The organism is Streptomyces geranii (genome assembly GCF_002954775.1).
Classification (GTDB): Bacteria; Actinomycetota; Actinomycetes; order Streptomycetales; family Streptomycetaceae; genus Streptomyces; species Streptomyces geranii.
Map to the genome: position 1 here is coordinate 175,354 of NZ_PJME01000012.1, position 16,019 is coordinate 191,372.

14 protein-coding genes and 1 pseudogene are annotated in these 16,019 nt (G+C 68.9%); 6 read left to right on the forward strand and 9 right to left on the reverse strand.

The genetic code is table 11. The annotated features are described in order from the left end of the window. Positions 1-19 precede the first annotated feature (19 nt). The 9 genes from CW359_RS18925 to CW359_RS18970 all read right to left on the reverse strand — a co-directional run bounded on the left by CW359_RS18925 (position 20) and on the right by CW359_RS18970 (position 9,568). Positions 20-1,810 (reverse strand): family 43 glycosylhydrolase, encoded by a 1,791-nt coding sequence (locus tag CW359_RS18925; protein WP_198655278.1) that lies wholly within the window; start codon positions 1,808-1,810, stop codon positions 20-22. Between the two features lie 52 nt (positions 1,811-1,862). Further along, positions 1,863-2,486 (reverse strand): hypothetical protein, encoded by a 624-nt coding sequence (locus tag CW359_RS18930; RefSeq protein ID WP_105971128.1) that lies wholly within the window; start codon positions 2,484-2,486, stop codon positions 1,863-1,865. Further along, positions 2,480-3,466, reverse strand: a complete 987-nt coding sequence (locus CW359_RS18935) for an aldo/keto reductase (RefSeq protein WP_105971129.1) — start codon at positions 3,464-3,466, stop codon at positions 2,480-2,482. Before CW359_RS18935 ends, CW359_RS18930 begins: the two co-directional genes overlap by 7 nt. 54 nt (positions 3,467-3,520) lie before the next feature. Beyond that, positions 3,521-4,300 (reverse strand): DeoR/GlpR family DNA-binding transcription regulator, encoded by a 780-nt coding sequence (locus CW359_RS18940; RefSeq protein WP_157968584.1) that lies wholly within the window; start codon positions 4,298-4,300, stop codon positions 3,521-3,523. Between the two features lie 150 nt (positions 4,301-4,450). Further along, positions 4,451-5,428 carry an amidohydrolase family protein gene (locus tag CW359_RS18945; RefSeq protein ID WP_105971131.1) on the reverse strand — a complete coding sequence of 326 codons (978 nt, stop codon included), beginning with the start codon at positions 5,426-5,428 and terminating at the stop codon, positions 4,451-4,453. Positions 5,429-5,485: 57 nt separating this feature from the next. After that, a complete protein-coding gene (locus CW359_RS18950; RefSeq protein WP_105971132.1) occupies positions 5,486-7,072 on the reverse strand; it encodes a Na+/H+ antiporter in 1,587 nt (528 codons plus the stop codon). Positions 7,073-7,139: 67 nt separating this feature from the next. Further along, the gene (locus tag CW359_RS47360) at positions 7,140-7,940 is read right to left on the reverse strand and encodes a DUF2255 family protein (protein ID WP_332874984.1); all 801 of its coding nucleotides are present in this window, start codon (positions 7,938-7,940) and stop codon (positions 7,140-7,142) included. A gap of 170 nt (positions 7,941-8,110) precedes the next feature. Next, a complete protein-coding gene (locus tag CW359_RS18965; protein WP_105971133.1) occupies positions 8,111-9,127 on the reverse strand; it encodes a zinc-dependent alcohol dehydrogenase family protein in 1,017 nt (338 codons plus the stop codon). Between the two features lie 108 nt (positions 9,128-9,235). Next, positions 9,236-9,568 (reverse strand): carboxymuconolactone decarboxylase family protein, encoded by a 333-nt coding sequence (locus tag CW359_RS18970; protein ID WP_105971134.1) that lies wholly within the window; start codon positions 9,566-9,568, stop codon positions 9,236-9,238. A 348-nt stretch (positions 9,569-9,916) separates the two neighbouring features. Between CW359_RS18970 and CW359_RS18975 the strand changes: the two genes are divergently transcribed. From CW359_RS18975 to CW359_RS45880, 6 genes and pseudogenes are all read left to right on the forward strand, one after another. Next, the gene (locus CW359_RS18975) at positions 9,917-10,762 is read left to right on the forward strand and encodes a helix-turn-helix domain-containing protein (protein ID WP_105971135.1); all 846 of its coding nucleotides are present in this window, start codon (positions 9,917-9,919) and stop codon (positions 10,760-10,762) included. A 91-nt stretch (positions 10,763-10,853) separates the two neighbouring features. Continuing rightward, entirely contained in the window at positions 10,854-11,723 is an 870-nt protein-coding gene (locus tag CW359_RS18980) for a helix-turn-helix transcriptional regulator (protein ID WP_105971136.1), read from the forward strand. A gap of 359 nt (positions 11,724-12,082) precedes the next feature. Continuing rightward, a complete protein-coding gene (locus tag CW359_RS47365) occupies positions 12,083-13,030 on the forward strand; it encodes an nSTAND1 domain-containing NTPase (RefSeq protein ID WP_332874985.1) in 948 nt (315 codons plus the stop codon). 134 nt (positions 13,031-13,164) lie between these two features. Further along, positions 13,165-14,865: a ribosome-inactivating family protein gene (locus CW359_RS47125; protein ID WP_105971137.1), complete on the forward strand. Its 1,701-nt coding sequence runs from the start codon at positions 13,165-13,167 to the stop codon at positions 14,863-14,865. Beyond that, positions 14,862-15,155 (forward strand): annotated as a pseudogene (locus CW359_RS47590) (ribosome-inactivating family protein); the annotation flags it as partial. The gene CW359_RS47125 and the pseudogene CW359_RS47590, both read left to right, overlap by 4 nt. 225 nt (positions 15,156-15,380) lie before the next feature. Beyond that, on the forward strand, positions 15,381-15,980 hold the full coding sequence (locus tag CW359_RS45880; protein WP_105971138.1) for a flavodoxin family protein: 600 nt from the start codon (positions 15,381-15,383) through the stop codon (positions 15,978-15,980). Positions 15,981-16,019: the final 39 nt, after the last annotated feature.

The window sequence follows — 16,019 nt, forward strand, 5'->3', positions numbered from 1 at the left end:
GCGGATGGAGCGGTATTCGTCAGGGCAGTTGGAGCACCCACTGCTGGTTGGCGGCTCCCCGGTCGGTCCACTGCAGCGCCTCGGCGCCGACCGCGGTCGATCGGTTCGCCATGTCGAGGGCCTTGCCGCTGTTGCGGTTGACGATCGTGTAGTAGCCGCCCGGGACCGGGGCAAGTCGCCACTGCTGTCGGCTCGTTCCCCGGCCGACGGCGTGCACGACGCCACCGCCGTCGGCGATGGAGGCGCCCGCCACATCGAGCGTCCCGCCGCTGCCCCGGTTGACGATCGTGAAGTGCCCGTCTCCCCGGTCGGACAGCGTCCACTGCTGCCCCGCGGCACCCCGGTAGGTGTCCTGGACCACGCCACCGCCGTCCGCGGTCGAGCCGTCGGCGACGCCAAGGGTCAGGCCGCTGTTGCGGTTGACCAGGCGCAGGTGGCCTCCGGGCCGGTACACCTTGAAGTTGTGCACACAGGCGAAGTTGGCCGGGTCCTCCTTGCCGGTGACGGTCAGCCGGAGGTAGCGCGCCCTGACCCCGGACCGGATGTCGATGAGGGGACTGCCTGCCGCTCCCCCGCCGCCGGTGCGGTCGGCGTAGAGGGACCAGGCCGAGCCGTTGGTCGAGTACTCGATCCGGTAGGCGACCTTCTTGCGGACGTACTCCATCGTCGTCTCACATCGCCCGATGTCGTACGTGGCTCCGAGGTCCACCCGGATCCACTGCGGCAGGCTCCTGTTCGTGGCGGCCCAACGGGTGCCGTTGTTGCCGTCGCACGCGTAGCTCGCGGGGAAGCCGGACAGCGACGACGAGGCGGTGACCGGCCGTCCGGCGGCGAGGTCCTGCTCGATCGGTGGCGGGGAGCCCAGCGGCAACGCGCCCACGCCGGTGTTGGTCGGGTTGATCGGGTTGATGGTGCCGTCGGAGTTGAACGTCATCCGGTCCACACAGATCTGCCGGTGCAGCCCGTCGGCGCTGTGCGGGTTGTCGTGCCGGTGGTAGACGATGTAGTGGTCCCTGCCGCGTACCAGTACGGAGTTGTGCCCGGGTGACTCGACGGGAGCGCCCGCCGCACCGCTGAGGAGGAGACTCCTGGCCGGTTTGGTGAACGGGCCCAGGGGCGAACTGCTCCGGCTGTACACCACCCGGTAGTTGGTCTTCGAGGTGTTTCCCAACGAGCTCATCAGGTAATAGCCGCCGCCCCGCTTGAAGACGAACGCGCCCTCCAGGAACTCGCTCACACTCAGCGCGGTGTCCGAGGCGAAGGAGGTCATGTTCGGGGCCAGCCTGCCGACCCTCGGCCGGCCACCGCCGCCGTAGTAGAGGTAGGCCGTGCCGTCGTCGTCCACGAAGGTCTGCGGGTCGATGAGCTTGTTGCCGCCGAGCTGGGCCACCTCGGTGAACGGACCCGTCGGCCGGTCCGCCACGGCCACGAACGAGCCTGCCAGGCCCTTGGCGTAGTACAGGTAGTACTTACCGTTCTTCGCAGCCAGGCTCGGCGCCCAGAACACGTTGGGTGCAGGGCTCAGCGGCAGTGGCGCGTTCGACCAGCGCACCAGGTCCGTCGATGTCCATACGGTGGGTGCGGGGCTGTCCCAGCCGTAGCCGTCGGTGGTGCAGTACAGGTGATAGACCCCGTTGATCACATAGATGCTCGGGTCGGCGAAGAACCCCGGCACGACCGGGTTTCCGGCACCGGTGGCGTTCCAGGGCACGTCCGCCGCGTGGGCGGGCAGGGATCCCATGACAAGGGTCGCCGGTATGCTCGCGGTTCCCGCGGCGATCGCGGCCTTGATCAGATCTCGACGGTTCACATCTCCTCCTATCGGTCGGTACAGCGGTGACCACTTCCATGGCAGGGGCATGTCAGTTCATGAACCAGCTCACCAGGGCGCGGTGCTCGTCACCGGGAACGTCTTCGGAACCGAGCCACTCCCCCGGCCCGGTCTTCACCTGCCAGACGAGGTGGCGTTCGGTGATGGCGTCGACGAAGTCCTTGGCGAGGGCGCCCGCTTCGAACAGGTCCTGGTCCGTGGTCTGGGCGCTGGAGCCGACGACGACTCCTCGTACCTCGGCGGAGTGCCCGTACCGGAAGTGGCCCGTTCCGCACAGGTGGGTGTCGACGAGCACCGCCTCGCCGTAGTTGCGCCCGAGCCGACGGTGGCCGCCGGCCTTGGCCGCCGCGTTCGGCAGGAACCGGGCACCGTCGTCGCCGACCACCACGGCGGCCATGACCGCCTGCTCGTTGGACACCCACGGTCCGGCGGTCGGATCCATCAGGACGAACGCCATGCAGGGCCGCCCGTAGACACCGCGTGGTGCGCTGTCCCCGACCGCCTCGTGGCCCGCGCGGATGCTCGCCGCCCGCCGAAGGCCCAGGTCCAGGAGCAGTGCGTCGAGTTCGTCGTCTCCCAGCAGATAGCCGTAGGGGTTGTGGTGATGGCCGACACGGACTCGCAGGCCCTCCGGCGAGACCGTCTCCTTCACCATCGGTGAGCCACCTGCGGAGCGATGAGCTCGTCGTACACGTCGTACACCGTCCGCAGGGCGTCCTCGGACAGCGGCGCCAGGTGTGCGGCGGCAGCGTTGCCGCGTGCCTGTTCGGGGGTGCGGGCGCCCGGGATGACAACGCTCACGCCGGGCTGGTCGACGATCCAGCGCAGGGCGAACTGCGCCATGACGGCACCCGGCGGCACCAGGGGAGCCAGCCACCGAACCGCTTGCAGGCCGGTGGCGAAGTCCACTCCGGAGAACGTCTCGCCGATGTCGAAGGCCTCACCGTGCCGGTTGTACGTCCGGTGGTCGTCGGCGGCGAACGTGGTGTTCACGTCGTAGCGCCCGGACAGCAGACCGCTGGCCAGCGGCACCCGCGCGACGATGCCCACCCCCGCCTCCCTCGCCGCCGGCAGCACCTCGTCCAGGGGGCCGAGCCGCAGCATGTTCAGGATGAGCTGGACGCTCGCGACACCGGGGCGCGCGATGGCTGCCAGGGCCTCGGCCCGGGTCTCCACGCTCACGCCGTACGCCGCGATCCGCTCTTCCTGTACGAGGATGTCCAGGGCGTCGAAGACCTCGTCGGTGGAGTACACGGCGGTGGGCGGGCAGTGCAGTTGCACCAGGTCCAGGGTGTCGACACCCAGGTTGGAGCGGGAACGGTCGGTCCACGCCCGGAAGTTGTCCAGTGTGTAGATGGCCGGGTCCTGCGGCATGACCCGGCGGCCCATCTTGGTGGCCACCGTGATCCCGTCGTCCCCGCGCGCCTTGAGGAACCGGCCGATCACCTGCTCACTGCGCCCGTCGCCGTACGCGTCCGCCGTGTCGATGAACGTCACTCCCGCATCGGCCGCCGCGGACAGGACGGCCAGGGCCTGGTCCTCGTCGACGTCGCCCCAGTCGGCGCCCAACTGCCAGGCGCCCAGCCCCACCACACCGACCTGTCGACCGGTGCGGCCGAGGATTCGCTCTTCCACCGTGAAAGCCCTTCTGGTTTGTGATCGGTGCCGGCCGGACGGCCGACACCGTGGTCAGTCCTGTGGAACGGCCGTGACGCGGTGCACGGTCACGTCCGCCGCGCGCCATGCGGGCACCGCCTCGTCGGGGAACCCCGCATCGGTGATCAGCCCGGAGATCCGGTCCACCGGAACGAACGGATACATCGCGAACCTGCTCACCTTCGAGGAGTCGAACAGCGCGTACACCTTCCGGCATGCCGCGCCGAGCCGGCGCTTGGCCGCGCCCTCCTCGTTGCTGAGTTCCAGCAGGCCGTGCGCGGGCGACACCGAACGCACCCCGAAGAAGCCGAGCCCCAAGGGGCCCCCGCGCACGGGGAAGTCCGTGTCGTCGCCGACCAAGGACCATGACGAGGGCCGCAGCGTGCCGCCCGTCAGTACGACGGTCGCCGACGAGCCGAGCAGTTCGGCGGCGCGCAGCCCGTTGGTCACCACCACCAGGCCCTGCCGGTCGCGCAGTTGCTCGGCGAGGTAGTAGCAGGTGGTGCTGCAGTCCAGGGCGATCGCGTCACCGTCCCGGACCAGCCGCGCCGCCTCCCGGGCGATCGCCCGCTTCACCTCGGCCCGGTGCAGCAGGCGCAGTTCGAAAGCACCCTCGTCGCTGTGCTCGGTCCGGACCGCGCCGCCACGGACCCGACGCAGCAGGCGGCGCCGTTCCAGCATTTCGAGATCCTTGCGGATCGTCACGGGTGAGATGGAGAAACGGGAGCTGAGCTCCGTGACCGAAACCCGGGATTCGACATCGAGCAGACGGAGAATCTCCATCTCCCGCTCGTACGACGCCGTCCCTGCCACCGTTCCTCCAACTCGTCCCGTGTGATCCACCACGAAAGTCGATCGCAACAAAGGCGTCAACAGACGGAAACGAAGTCGCTGTCACAACGGTTTCGAAAGAAGCCAGGACACTTTCGTTTCTCGGCACGCGTGAGGAATTCGGAGGGAATGTCAATGGCCGTTGAGACCTCCGCCCCCTGCCTCCGGGAAAAGGCGCTGGGCGTTGGCCGTCGTCAGGGAACGCCATGTGGTCCCCGGCGCCGGTGGTTCGGCTGTGTCGATCGCCGCGATGTGGGCGTCGGCCAGCGGTGCGGGCGTCCAGCAGTAGTCGCTGCCGAAGAGCACGCGGTCGGGGTCGACGAGCTTCAGCAGTGCGGGCACCTGGCGTGGGAAGGCCGTGCCCGCCATGTCGTAGTACAGGCCGCGCAGTTGCTGCACCGCATCCTTGGTGGGCGACTTCTCCGCGGGCACGAACAGCCTCATGAACTCGTTGATGCGATCGGCCAGGACGGGAATCGCGCCACCGCAGTGCGGGACGATCACCTGGAGGTTCGGGTGACGCGTCAGGACACCCGCCATCACCAGGTCGGTGACCGTGCGGGCCGTGTCGAAGATGTACTCGACCATCGGCCGTGGCCTGCCGAGCGCCGAGTGTTCCCAGCACACCGGTGATGTGGGGTGCAGGAACACCACGGCCCGCCTGCGGTCGAGTTCCGCGAAGAGGGGGTCGAGGCGCTGGTCGCCGAGGTAGACGCCGTGCGTGTGGGTCAGCAGGGCCACGCCGTCGGCGGCGAGTTCGTCGAAGGCGAAGGCGATCTCCTCCAGGGCACCGTCCACGTCCGGCAGCGGAAGCGACACGAAGTTGCCGAAGCGGCCCGGGTGGTCGCGGGTCAGCCCGGCCGTGTACTCGTTGACCCGCCGGGCCAGGACGCGGGCCGCCTTGTCGTCGCCGAAGTGCACGCCCGGGGAGGACATGGAGAGCATCGCGGTCTCGATACCGCCCCGGTCCATCAGATCGAGGTGCGCCTGCACGGACCATGAGGGCCAACCGCCCATGCCGTCGGGGTGCGCGTGGCCGGCCGCTGTCGCCTGTTGGACGTAGAAGTCGGGCAGGAGGTGGGCATGGACGTCGATGAGGCCGGAGGACATCGCAGGGGTCCTTCTTGTAGGGCTTGGAACGAGACGGGAGCGGGTGCCGGGGTCGGCTCACTCCGCCTGTTCGCGTCCGGCCAGGCGCACCTCTTCGTTGTCCAGGGTTGCCTGGAGGCGGCGCAGCACGGTGTCGTCGATGTCGCGTTCGTCGCGCAGGCGGACGACGGTTGCGCGTTTGTGGGCGATGAGCGCCAGGCGGAGGTCGGTGTAGTGGCGGTTGTGGAGCAGCGCGGGGTCTCCGTCCGAGCCCACGCTTCTGGCCCGTACGGTGGCCAGGTGGGCCTCGTACTCCTGGCGCAGCCACTCCATGACCTTCGGGGAGGTGCCCAGTTCGTCCGCGAGTCGCGGGAGCGCCTGGAGTGCCTCCTCGGTTGCCGTGGTGTCGGCGAGAACCTCTTCCTCGTCGACGGAGGTGTCGTGCGGCAGCCTGGCCCAGCGCACGACACGCGGCAGCAGCAGTCCCTGCACCACGAGGGTCACCACGATGACGCCGGAGGTGACGAAGACGATGAAGTCACGCTCGGGGAAGGGAGCGCCCGAGTCGAGGGTCGCCGGCACGGAGAGTGCCACGGCGAGCGACACCGCGCCCCTGAAGCCCGCGAACCCGCTGACCACGCGGGCGCGGTGACTCATTCTCAGTTCCCGCTGCTGGGGCCGTCGGTCGATCAGGCGGACCAGGTACGTCGACGAGAACAGGAACGCGAACCGGACCAGGACGAGGACCAGGCTGACCACGCCGATCGCGATCAGCCCGTCCCGGAGGTCGGACCGGCTCAAGTGGCGCAGCGCGTACTGGAGTTCCACCCCGACCAGGACGAACAGGGTGCCGTTGATGATGAAGGTGAGCAGGGGCCAGAAGGCCAGGGCCTGGCGGCGGTGCTCGGCGCGGATGAGACTGGGAGCCACCTGGGCCATGATCAGCCCGCTCACGACGACCGCGAGGACTCCCGAGGCGTGGATGAACTCGGCGAGCAGATAGGCGGTGAACGGCGCAAGGATCATGACGAGGTTGCCCAGCAGGGGATCGTCCAGGCGGCGTCGCAGATTCATGTTGACCCAGGCGACCGCCACCCCCACCGCGGCCCCTCCCCCGTAGGCCAGGAGGAACAGTGCGCCGACGTGCGGAAGGGTGAGGTGGTCCTCGCCGACCGTGATACCGACCGCCAGGCCGAAGATGACCAGGGCGGTGCCGTCGTTGACCAGGCTCTCCGCACGCAGCACGGTGACCTGACGGCGCGGCAGCGCGCGGGCCAGGACGCCCACCGCTGTCGCGTCGGTGGGGGCCACGGCCGCGCCCAGCGCCCAGGCCGGTCCCCATGGCAGGCCGAGCGCGTGTCCGGCGACCGCCACCGCGCCCGCGGTGAGAATCACCAGGACGGTGCTGAGCAGAGCGATGCCGCGCAGGTTCGTCCGGATCTCCCGCATGGACGTGGTGAGGCTCTCCCAGTACAGCAAGACCGGAAGGAAGAGCAACAGCACTACTTCCGGTGGGAGTTGGGTCTGACGCGCGGCGGGCACCAGCCCGACGAGTGCACCCACGACCAGCAGCACGACGGGCGGTGCGACGCCCAGGCGCTGCGCGACGAACTGGCCGACCAGCACCGCCACGCCCAGGAGTACGACGAGTTCGAGACCGATCACGGGGTTTGCTCCTGGGTCGGGCGGACGGCCGGCGGGAGTCCAGTGGCCGTCATCGGGCACGTCTTGATCATCTGGGTACCAGCTTCAGCGTCGTGGAGCGCGCCGCCACCATGGGATCGACGTACGCGCCGCCGAAGCGGCCGTACTTGGTGCGGTACGCGGTGTCGATGCGGTCGTTCACGCCGGAGTCCGGCACCTCGACGAAGGTGACGTCCTTGTCGACGCCGCCGGATCGGACGTGCCCCTCATGGCTTGCGTGGGCCGTGCGCCACCAGCCGCCGTCCACCCTCCGGAAGGAGCGGACGTACAGGTCGTCGCCGTCGCGGACGACCCAGATCGGCACCGGTCGGTGAGGAGTGCCGTCCCGCCGGAGCGGAGACATCTGCAACTCGTCCGCCCCACCGATGCGGTCGAGCTCGTCGCTCGTCCATGTCGGCGCCGACGCGACGGAAGTGCCGGTGAGCGGTTCACCGAGATGGGTACGGGTGATTCCGAGCGAGTCCTCGAAAACGCGGTAGTCGGTGATCAGACCGCCGCCGACGGTGAAACGCAGGATCATCTCGCTTTCGAGCACCTGCCCCGAGGGATGGAACCGGGAGGTGTACCGGCCCGGCACCAGGACCCGTCCGTCGGACTCCACCATGGTGCCCAGTTCGAATGCGAGTGGCTCGACGGCGGCGAAGAACGCGGCGAGTGACCGCCCGGCCTCCTCCGGCCCGGTGCGGCTCCCGGCCCAGGGGGTGAGCGCCGGATCGCCCGGGATCGTCCACGTCACATCGGGAGCGAAGTGGACGAGGATCCGCTCCGGGTCGCGTGTGCCGAAGGCGTCGAAGTACGCCTCGACGGTGGCGATCGCCTCGCTGGTCATGGCTGACGGTCCGTTCTCCTCGGTGGCCGCGGCAGCCGAACGGCCGCTGCTGCTCGGTGGTGCCGGCGGGGGGGGGGGGGGGGGGCCCCCCCCCCCCCCCCCCCCGCGGGGGGCGGGGGGGGGGGGGGCCCCCCCCCCCCCCCCCCCCCCCCGCCGGGGCTCTGCTCAGGTCAGGGACGCAGCAGCGTCTTGATGGCGCGGCGTTCGGCCATGGCCTTGTAGCCTTCGGCGGCCTCCTCCAGGGGCAGGGTGAGGTCGAAGACCTTGCCCGGCTTGATACGGCCGCTGAAGACGCGGTCGATCAGGTCGGGGAGGTAGGCGCGCACGGGGGCGGGTCCGCCGCGCAGACCGACGTGGGAGAAGAAGAGCTGCTGGCCGTCGATCCGCGTGCCGTGGGGAAAGCCGACGAAGCCGACGTTGCCACCCGGGCGGGCCGACTGCAGGCCCTGGTGCATCGACTCCTGTGTGCCGACGCACTCGAGGACCGAGTCGGCACCGATACCGTCCGTCAGTTCCTTGACGCGGGCGACGCCTTCTTCGCCGCGTTCGGTGACGATGTCGGTGGCGCCGAACTCCAGGGCCAGCTTCTGCCGGGACTCGTGCCGGGACATGGCGATGATCCGCTCGGCGCCGAGTTCCCTCGCGGCGATGACACCGGAGAGACCGACCGCGCCGTCTCCGACGACCACCGCGGTCGAACCGGGCCTGACCTCGGCGGCCTTGGCGGCGTACCAGCCGGTGCCCATGACGTCGGAGAGGGTCAGCAGGTCCGGGATCAGGTCGTCGTCCGGCTGCTCCGGGGTGGGGACCAGGGTGCCGTCGGCGAGGGGGACCCGGACGTACTCGGCCTGGGCGCCGTTCACCCACTGCGCGTGCCGGCAGGAGGTCTGGTAGCCGGCCCGGCAGATCGGGCAGGTGTTGTCGGAGGCGACGAAGGAGCCGATGACGAACTGGCCCGGCCTGACGGTCGACACGTCGCTGCCGACCTCCTCGACGACGCCGACGTACTCGTGGCCGATCGGCTGCGGCGCGGTGACCGGCAGGACCCCCCGGTAGCTCCACAGGTCGGAGCCGCACACGCAGGTGGCGACGGTGCGGATGACCGCGTCCGTCGGCGCCGTGATCCTCGGCTCGGGGTGGTCTTCGACCCGGATGTCACCGGGTGCGTGAATGATGGTTGCGCGCATGATGCCTTCTCAACTCTTGTCGGTCTGTCGTGGCGTCAGGGCCGGGCACGCGCTGAACACGGGGGCCGTTGAGGTCGTCGTCCCAGAGGTGTTCGAGCCGGGTGGACATCAGTCGGGCTGCTCGGACCTCTCCACGATCTCCTTGAGCTGGGTCATCGCGGTCATGGAGTTGGGCCATCCGGCGTAGAACGCCAGATGGGTGATGGCCTCGACCAGCTCGTCCTTGGTCACACCGTTCTCCAGCGCCTTGCCGAGGTGGAAACCGAGCTGGTCGGTCCGGTACAGGGCGGCGAGAGCGGTGACAGTGATCAGGCTGCGGTCGCGCGGGGACAGACCCGGCCGCTCCCAGATGTCGCCGAACAGGACGGTGTCGGTCAATTCCGCGAGCTTGGGCGCGAACTCCTGGATCGCAGGTGGCGCGAACTTCTTCCGCTCGGACATGGGACGTGCTCCTTGCGTGTGTGCGGGGGGATTTCAGGATTCCCGGCCTCCGGGCTGGGGCCGGGTCGGTGCCGGCTGCGGAGCGAAGCGAGTTCGGCAGGGGTCGGAGAGACGTGTTTGAAATAGGAAACCAGCAACTTCCGGAAAGGAATTCCCGTCGGGCGATTGCCCGTTCCGACTGTCTGGGTAAATACTCACCGCAAGTCGATTCCGGCCACCGAACACGAAACCGACCCTGCCATGCGCACGGGAACCCTCAAAGGGGAGAATTCCATCCGCGGAATCACTTATCCAGGGGAGAGATCCCTACCCCCCTCCCGAAGGCCGAGCGGTGCAACACTGGCTGCTATGACCAGCGACGCGCATCTGAACGAGCTGGGATCATTTCTCAAGGCGCTGAGGGCCGGACTGAGCCCGCGCACCGTCGGCCTGCCCGACACCGGCGGCCGGCGTGTGCCCGGCCTGCGCAGGGAGGAGGTCGCCCTGCTCGCCGCCATCAGCTCCGACCACTACACAAGGCTTGAGCAGGGCCGCATCCAGCCGTCGGCGGCGGTGCTGGGCGCCCTGGCCCATGCCCTTCATCTGTCCGATCACCAGCGTGACCACCTGTTCGAGCTGGCCGGCCGGCAAAGGGCACAGCACCGCCGCCCGGCCACCCAGAAGGCGCACCCGCAGTTGCGCCGCCTGCTCGACGGTCTCACCGCGAGTCCCGGCGTGGTGATCGGCCACCGTATGGACATCCTCGCGTGGAATCCGCTCGCCGCCGCTCTCATCACCGACTTCGCGAAGGTGCCGGAGGACAAGCGGAACTGCGCCCGCATCCTCTTCACCGACCCGTCCATGCGGACCCTGTACGCGGACTGGCGTGCGGAAGCCCGTGGCTGCGTGTCCCATCTGCGCACGACGGCCGCCCGCTACCCGGACGATCCGCGGCTGACCAGTCTGGTCGGCGAACTCTCCATGCAGGACAGCGACTTCGGGCAATGGTGGGGAGACCGTCGCGAGCCCTCGCGCAGACTGGGCATGAAGAGGTTCCACCACCCCCTCGTCGGCGAACTCGTCCTCGACCGGGACACCTTCACCTGCGCGGGCGATCCGGATCAGGAACTCGTCGTCTGGACGGCGGAGCCCGGCACACGGTCGTACGACGGACTGCGAGACCTCGCCTCCCGGACACCCGGTCAGGTCGGCTGACCTGCCACGGGAAGGACGCGATGTGATTGCCGAACCCTGGGAGAAAATCCTCCCCCTCAATTTCCGGATGAACGCTGCGACACTGGCCACTATGTACAGCAAAGAACATTTGCCTGAACTAGGAGAGTTCCTCAAGGAGTGCCGAGCCCAACTCAGCCCGCGGACCGTGGGCCTGCCCGAGACCGGGTCCTCCCGGCGCCTGCCGGGACTGCGCAGGGAGGAGGTCGCCCGACTCCTGGGAATCAGCACCCACGCCTATGCACGGTTGGAGCAGGGGCGCGCTCCTGTGCCGAGGTCGGTGCTCGCCGCGCTCGTGCGTGTCCTGCACCTCGACGACGACCAGCGCGAGCACCTGCTCGGGCTGGCCGCGAGCGGCGGGTACGAACCGCGCCGCCGCCCGGTGCAGAAGGTCCACCCGCAGCTCAGGCGCGTCCTCGACGAGCTGACGACGACTCCCGCGCTCGTCCTGGGCCGGCAGTTGGACATCCTCGCCTGGAACCCTCTGGCAGCCGCCCTTCTCACCGACTTCGCCCTGGTCCCGGAGAAGAAGCGGAACTACGCCCGGCTGCTCTTCACCGACCCCGCCTACCGGGATCTGTATCTCGACTGGCGGACGAACGCCCGGATCTGCGTCGCCCACCTGCGCATGGAAGCCGCCAGGCGCCCTGGCGACCCCGGGCTGACCGCGCTCGTCGGCGAACTCTCGGTGGCCGACGCCGAATTCCGGCAGTGGTGGGCAGGCCGCCCGATGACCGGTCTGCGGATGGGCACCAAGAGGTTGCGACATCCGCTCGTCGGCGACCTCACCCTCGACTGGGACAGCCTGACCTGCACGGCCGACCCCGAACAGAAGCTGGTGATCTCGACCGCCGATCCCGGCAGCCCGTCCCATGACGGGCTTCTCTTCCTGGCGTCGTGGAACGCGGCCCCGCACACCCCTGCCCGGGATGCGGCAGCCTGACGCCGGACGGGAGGAATGTCCAGCCCGACCTCGGTGGGGAATCGTGTACGGTCCGGAGATCCCTGCCGGGCCGGTGACCATGTGGCTCCAGGGTCTCCTGTCGAAACACGTCACCGTCCCGCAACACCCGAAAGTCAAGTTGCCCGCATCGTGCGAGGCGAGTGAATCGTGCGGTTGTGGGACGTCCTGAGCGGCCGATGGATCCTCGGGCCAGTGCTTTGCAGCATTCCTCTCACGAGATGCGGGTGCTGCGGGAAACAGCCGGAAAGCCGACCTACCGGGTGATGGCCGGCCGGGCGGGCTCCTCGGTGACCGCGCTGGCGCAGGCCGCTTCGGGCGATCGGCTGCCGTCGCTTGCGATGGTGCTGGCGTACGCGCGGGCGTTCGGGGCGGATCCGGCCGAGTGGGAGCTGCGGTGGAAGGGGGCGGCCGAGGAGGTAGCGGCCGAGGAGGCGGAGTGCCGGCAGGCTCCGTACCGGGGGCTGGTGCGGTTCGAGCCCGTTGACCATGGGCTGTTCTTCGGCCGCGACCGGCTTGTGGAGCAGTTGGGCGATCTGGTCCGCGGGCATCGGTTCACGGTGGTGCTCGGTGCTGCTTCAGCGGACCAGCCGTCGGGAGGAGATCGACACAGCCGCCCGTCGGGTCGCAGCGGTGGCCGACGCGATGCGCACGACCGATCCCAGGACCGCCATGTTGCTCGGCGTCGCCGCCTGGCGGATCGCCCCGCTCCCCGAAACCCGTTCCGCCTTGCTCGCCGCCGACGCACAACCCGAACTGGACGCCTTCACCGCCCCCGCGCCCGACAGCGACGCCCTGCGCCGTCTCGTCGATTCCGGCCGTACGCTGCTCAGCGCGAACGGCCGGAACTGGCGGACCTGGGACGTCGCTGCTCACCGCCCCATCGCCTCGGGGCGGCTCCCGGACACACCGGTGACAGGGGCGAGTACGGACGGCAGGGTGCTCTCCATCGAAGGAGCCGGCGGCGGTCGCCTGTGGGACACCTCAGCCGGGAAGTCGACCGGCGGCACGGCGCGGCCTCTTCCGTCGTCGGACATGCTCAGCTTCGGTTCCGGCAGCCGCGGCTACCTGGTGAGCAACCTCTACAACGATCAGGTGGAGCTGCGTTCCCTCACAGACGGGCGGGTGCTGTTCCGGGCGGAGGCGGATGCTCCGACGAAGGTCGTCCCGAGCGCCGACGACCGCCTGGTGGCCGTCTGCCCCCACGGAGGCGTGCTGACGGTCCAGGCCATCGTCCACCACCGCGCCCTGCGCGGCGGGTGGCAGCGTCAGGGCCAAAGCCACTGTGACGACGACAACGAACGGCTCGCCGACCTCTCCAGCGGCGGCGTGCGCGTCTGGGACATAGCTTCCGGGCGTCCGCTACGCCGCATTCAGTCACGACGGGGCCTTCCTGGCTGTCTCCGGACACGACGAGATCACGGTGTGGCGACTGTCCGCCCCCGATGCCCCCGTATTCCGTCATCCTCTGCACGGCCAGGTCCTCCACGACGGCATCGTCTGGGATCCGGGTCGGCCGGTCCTGCGCTACCTGGAAGGCAGCACCGTCCACTCACTCGACCTCGGCCCCGTCCTGACCGCCCCCTGGAACAGCCACCCCCTGAACGAGGCCCTGCTCAGCCCGGACAGCCGCACCTTCGCCACCGCCGAGCGGTCCGCGACCGGCTACCGCTTCCAACTGCGCGACACCCGTGACGGACATCTGCTCCGCACGCTGCCCTCCTCCCCGCTGCCCGTGTCCATGGACCCGGCCGACCCGGTCGTCGCGCGGGACACCACGCCCCTGATGTCCTTCAGCCCCGACAGCACGGCGTTCACTCACGGCCTCTCCGCAGCAGGCTTCGAAGCCTCCCCCCAGCGTTTCGTCGTCTGGGACATGTCCCGCGACCGCGAACGGACCGCGCTGCACCTGGCGCGGGAGTCTCTCTCCCAAGTCCTCTCGGTCGTGCTCGGTCCCGACGGCCGGACGCTGGTGGCATCCAGGACACGTGGCATCGGTCATCAGAGAGGCGAGATGTGGAACACCGGAAGCCGCAGCAGGACAGCGGTACTGGAAGGCCTCGGCAGCGTCCATCTGGCCGTGCGCCCGGACGGCCGACTGCTTGCCGGAGACGTGGACTTCACCGATCTGGCGTCCGGCCGGGTCACTCGGCGCACCCTCAGCCGGGGCGAACAGATCAACGCCCTGGCCTTCAGCCCGGACGGCTCCCGCATGGCGGCGGGTGACACGACCGGCCGCGTGGCCCTGTGGGACAGGACCCTCCGCCATCGCACGGGCGTCCTGCCGAACCTGTTCCCCGCAGCACTCGGTCACACCTCGGAAGCAGTCAGCGCCCTCGCCTTCAGTCCGGACGGAAACATCCTCGCCGTCGCGGGCGCCGCCGGAACCCTCCAGCTCTGGGACACCGCCACCGAACAACCCGTTGGCGGCAACCTTGCCACCTCCGGCGAGCCCATCCACTTCCTCGCCTTCGGCCCCGACAGCACCACTCTCTACGTCAGCGGCGACCACGCACCGCTCCAGCGGTACTCCGTCACTCCCGCCCACGCCATCGCACCGGACACGCCGACGGGCGACCCCTCGAACCAAAAGAACCCTGCAGGCAGAACCGAGCGAATCGGTTTCCTCGGGAAGTCTCGACAGAACAGAATGGCAATCGGCATGAAGGTATTCCCAGGTACCCGCCTTGGCTCCATGGCACTGATATCGACCGACGCCGCCGACGCGGTCTTCGTCTCGGGTGTCTCGACCGAATCCCTCGGTTCGGTCCACGGCGCCCGTACGGCAACGGTGTGGCTGGACCAGTCGACCGCACAGTCCGTCGCGTACGGGACCCCCAGTCTCAGCGCAAGCGATCCCTACGACAACAGGGGGAATCCCAGTCAGCAGATGACGTTCGACTACTTCGGCTTCATCAACGCCATCCGCAGCCGAGTACACGACTACAACAACGTCGTCGAAGGAACTTCCGACACCGCGGAACACACCTCGGGCAACAACTGGCAGGACTTCTTTTATGTCGACGTCGCCAACAGCCGCGGGCGCACGGTCAGCCTCCAACTGAATGCCGGGAACCTGTACTTCGTCGGCTGGTTCACAGGAACGGGAGACGTCTACAACTGAACTGGCAGCTCAACAAGGGAAGCGATTACCGCTCTCTCGAAGGCGCCGCGCACACCACCCGGGGGAATCTGCTCTTCAGCCGAGGCGCCTTGGACGCCGTCGTGGAGGCTCTCTCTCCTGCCGACGATCCGCGCGACATGAACGTGGCCGTTCTGTGGATGACACAGTTCATCTCCGAAGCGGTACGGTCCAGGGGCATCGCGGACACCATAGGCTGGGACGCATTCGCCCCAGCAAACACGGATGGCATCCACCTCGACGCCAACCTCATCGGCCAGGAAACCGATTGGGGTCGACAAAGCGAGCGTTTCAATACGCTCCTGGCACACCAGCCGACCCAGGGCAATCCGCCCACTGGCTGGTTCCGGAACACGGCCGGGCGCCATTGCCGTCCGACCGGAATCACATACCGGGACAGAGGTAGGCAGGGGAAAGTTTCTTACCCCTCACATCGTGCTCTTTCACTGCGATGCTCGGTCACAGACCGAACAATACTTTCGAGGAGCACAATCACCATGTCCCATTCGGGCCACCCCACGATCGCCATTGCCTTTCATTCGGGCTACGGCCACACGGCGGTCGTCGCCGAAGCCGTGGCACGTGGCGCGGCGGGAGCCGGCGCCGAGGTGGTCCTGATCTCGGTCGACACCACCACCGACCAGCAGTGGGCGCAGCTCGACGCCGCTGACGCGATCGTCTTCGGTTCCCCCACCTACATGGGCACCGCCTCTGCCGCGTTCCACCTGTTCGCCGAGGCCAGCAGCAGGCGCTGGTTCTCCCAGGCCTGGGTGGACAAGCTCGCTGCGGGCTTCACCAACTCCGGTGCCAAGAACGGTGACAAGTCGTCGACCCTCGGCTACTTCGCCACCATGGCCGCCCAGCACGGCATGCACTGGATCAGCCTGGGTCTGATGCCGGGCTGGGACTCCACCAAGGGCAGCGAGGACGACATCAACCGGCTGGGTTTCTTCATGGGCGCCGGCGCCCAGAGCCCGACCGATGCCGGCCCTGAAGCGGTCCACCGGTCGGACATCGCCACCGCGGAGCACCTGGGTGCGCGCGTCGCGAGCCAGGCCGCGATCTTCCGCGCCGGGCGAGCCGCCGTCGCGGCCTGAGCCCAGGACTGTCTTTCCCTCTTCGGATCCACCCACCCG

Excerpts from the sequence above, each read along its gene's own strand:
- CW359_RS18930 (WP_105971128.1), bottom strand. The coding sequence starts at position 2,486 with ATGGTGAAGGAGACGGTCTCGCCGGAGGGCCTGCGAGTCCGTGTCGGC.
- CW359_RS18945 (WP_105971131.1), bottom strand. The coding sequence starts at position 5,428 with ATGTCCTCCGGCCTCATCGACGTCCATGCCCACCTCCTGCCCGACTTC.
- CW359_RS47360 (WP_332874984.1), bottom strand. The coding sequence starts at position 7,940 with ATGACCAGCGAGGCGATCGCCACCGTCGAGGCGTACTTCGACGCCTTC.
- CW359_RS18965 (WP_105971133.1), bottom strand. The coding sequence starts at position 9,127 with ATGCGCGCAACCATCATTCACGCACCCGGTGACATCCGGGTCGAAGAC.
- CW359_RS18970 (WP_105971134.1), bottom strand. The coding sequence starts at position 9,568 with ATGTCCGAGCGGAAGAAGTTCGCGCCACCTGCGATCCAGGAGTTCGCG.
- CW359_RS18975 (WP_105971135.1), top strand. The coding sequence starts at position 9,917 with ATGACCAGCGACGCGCATCTGAACGAGCTGGGATCATTTCTCAAGGCG.
- CW359_RS18980 (WP_105971136.1), top strand. The coding sequence starts at position 10,854 with ATGTACAGCAAAGAACATTTGCCTGAACTAGGAGAGTTCCTCAAGGAG.
- CW359_RS47365 (WP_332874985.1), top strand. The coding sequence starts at position 12,083 with ATGGTGCTGGCGTACGCGCGGGCGTTCGGGGCGGATCCGGCCGAGTGG.
- CW359_RS45880 (WP_105971138.1), top strand. The coding sequence starts at position 15,381 with ATGTCCCATTCGGGCCACCCCACGATCGCCATTGCCTTTCATTCGGGC.